We start from the raw sequence: 2,631 nt of genomic DNA on the forward strand, positions 1-2,631 counted from the left end.
TGCACCCTTACTACTTTTTTGGTCGGAAAACCCATACACTGTTTACTTTTCTCACTGATTCAGCAAGCCCTAATTAGGATTTACACTCTTAATCTGTAACGCCAGCTACAGCTTATACTAATTATGAAAAATATTGCTACATATCAATTTAGAGACGAGCATCTGTAGGGAAACGGCACTGCCGTGTCCGGCGGGGGGTTGTGCAAATCAAAGATAATTTGTATAAAATTGGTAATTGTAGCAAGACTATTTCCAATTGGTATTACTTATCAAAAATTTGACGATCTGACTATCAACAAAAAACCAGGATGAATTACAACTGGCGAAACGTCTTGTCTAACGGTATAATTCCCCCTTCCTCAAAAAAACGCCCCGATTTTTCAACAATTTGTACTCCAGCGATCGCGCCCCTGTTGTTTAGCATCGTACAAAGCTTTGTCTGCATAGGCTACCAGTGTATCTGGTTGAACTTCCAAGGTGGGTATGAGTGAGGCAATACCCAAACTGACTGTGACGATCTCCTTCACGTCAGACTCTGCATGGGGAATCGCCAGATCGTGAATTCCTTGCTGAATGTTTTGTGCCACCTGAATCCCTCCTTCTAAATCCGTATTCGGGAGGAGTAACACAAATTCTTCTCCACCGTAACGCGCTGCTAAATCGGTGGGACGACGGACTACTTTTTGTAATGTTTGCCCTATTCTAATTAAGCAATCATCCCCAGCCAGATGACCGTAGTAGTCGTTATAGGATTTGAATTTATCAACGTCAAATAAAATTAGAGAAAGTGGCTGCTTTTCTGGCGCTAGGCGTTGCCATTCACTTTGAAGGCGATTGTTGAAACAGCGACGGTTAGCCACCTGAGTCAAACCATCTAGATTTGCCAGTTCGTTTAATTTTTGATTGGCATCTTGGAGAGCCAATTCTATTTGTTTGCGGGCGGTAATATCACGGATAGTAACGGAAAAACCATCTCCTAGCTTGACTGCTGCGAAGTGCAACCAGCAAGATTTTTCTGATTCATAGTAAAAATCCTGTTCTAAAGATTCCCCCGTCTCGACAATATTAACGAAGCAATTAAATAGTTTTGGATCAATATTAGTTAACAACTTTTTTAGTACCAATTTGCCAATTATCTCTTCACGACTGCTTTTAAAAGCTCTAGCAATCACGGGGTTGACGACTAAACACCGAAAATCCTCAATCTCGCCTGTTTCGGTATGACGAACAGCCTGCATTGCCGCAATACCATCAAGGGAACTATTCAAAACACTAGCCAGTAAAGCCCTCGATTGATAAAGTACCTCTTCTGCTTCCCGGCGCTTAATGTTTTCTTGTTCCAGAAGCTGTTGCTGGCGTTGAATGGTTAACTGATTTTCCAGACGCGCCACTACTTCTTCGATTTGAAATGGTTTGGTGATGTAGTCTATAGCCCCTGAATCAAAGGCGGTTACTTTGTCGAAGACATCATCTAAAGCACTAATGAAAATTACTGGAATGTGGCTAAAATCTGCATCCGCTTTGAGAGTTCTACAGACTAGATAACCATCCATTTCCGGCATCTTAACATCTAAAAGAATCACATCTGGTCGCTTTACCTTCACCGTTTTCAGTGCCATCCGCCCACTGGTAACGCTGCGAACAGTGTAGCCGAGTTTGAGGAGCGCATCGCTTAGTAATTGTAGATTTTCTAGAAGATCGTCTACAATTAAAATATTACCTTTATTTTCGATTTGAGAATTAAGATTCATTGCCACTCCGGGGTTCTACTAAATCAAGAATCTGCTCAAACTTAAATTGATTGGCAAGTTTTGTAAGGGATTTTATCAAACGAGTTTCTGTTTTGGGAATTTCTCCTACGACTTGTAACACGAGGTTAGTATTTGCCTCAAGTGCAGCTTCGTATAATTGAGTAATCCATTCTTGAGTCATACAGGTTAAATCTTCCGATGTCAAGCGGCGTGTTTCTGTATCATCCAAGACAGGATATCTTGTTTCTGCATAGATATATTTGACTCCCAAATGCTTGGCTAGTGCGTCAAAAATGGTGTGTTCAACGAAGGGTTTGCGAACAAAGTCATCACATCCAGCCGAAAGCACGATCGCCTTTTCTTCTTCCAACACACTCGCCGTTAACGCGATTACAGCCGTAGCATTGCCTTTGGTGGTAGATTTGATGTATTTTGTCGCTTCGTAGCCATCCATAACTGGCATCCTCATATCCATCCAGATTAGGTGCGGTTCCCATTCATCCCAAATGGCGATCGCCTCTTGTCCGTTACTAGCTTCTTTCAGCTCAAATCCCAAGGGACTCAACAACTTAATTAGTAATTGTCGATTAATAGATTTATCATCGACTGTGAGAATTTTGTAGCTAAGTTGACCGGGTACCAGTCCCAGCACTCTTGGATATTCTCCTGTACTCTTGCTGTTTGTTTCTTGACCCAACTTGGTCTGAATATACAATTGGAAACTTGTACCTTTTCCTAATTCGCTTTCTACAGAAATATCCCCACCCATCAATTGCACAAATTTTCGGCTAATTGCTAAACCTAAACGGGAGCATGTCACTTTTGCGATAAGTATTTATACTTGTGCAGTTTTTCGAGGTCTACCAATTAAGCCATTTAA

General features: G+C 41.5%; 2 protein-coding genes. Both read right to left on the reverse strand.

Translation table 11 applies throughout. The features are described from left to right. Positions 1–380 precede the first annotated feature (380 nt). Positions 381–1,751, reverse strand: coding sequence for a diguanylate cyclase domain-containing protein (locus QUA02_RS33210; protein WP_333033982.1), 1,371 nt, complete (start codon positions 1,749–1,751; stop codon positions 381–383). Next, on the reverse strand, positions 1,741–2,571 hold the full coding sequence (locus QUA02_RS33215) for a response regulator (RefSeq protein WP_333033984.1): 831 nt from the start codon (positions 2,569–2,571) through the stop codon (positions 1,741–1,743). Before QUA02_RS33215 ends, QUA02_RS33210 begins: the two co-directional genes overlap by 11 nt. Positions 2,572–2,631 lie beyond the last annotated feature (60 nt).

It is taken from the genome of Microcoleus pseudofavosus SVA1_A4 (assembly GCF_036700565.1).
GTDB lineage: Bacteria > Cyanobacteriota > Cyanobacteriia > Cyanobacteriales > Microcoleaceae > Microcoleus.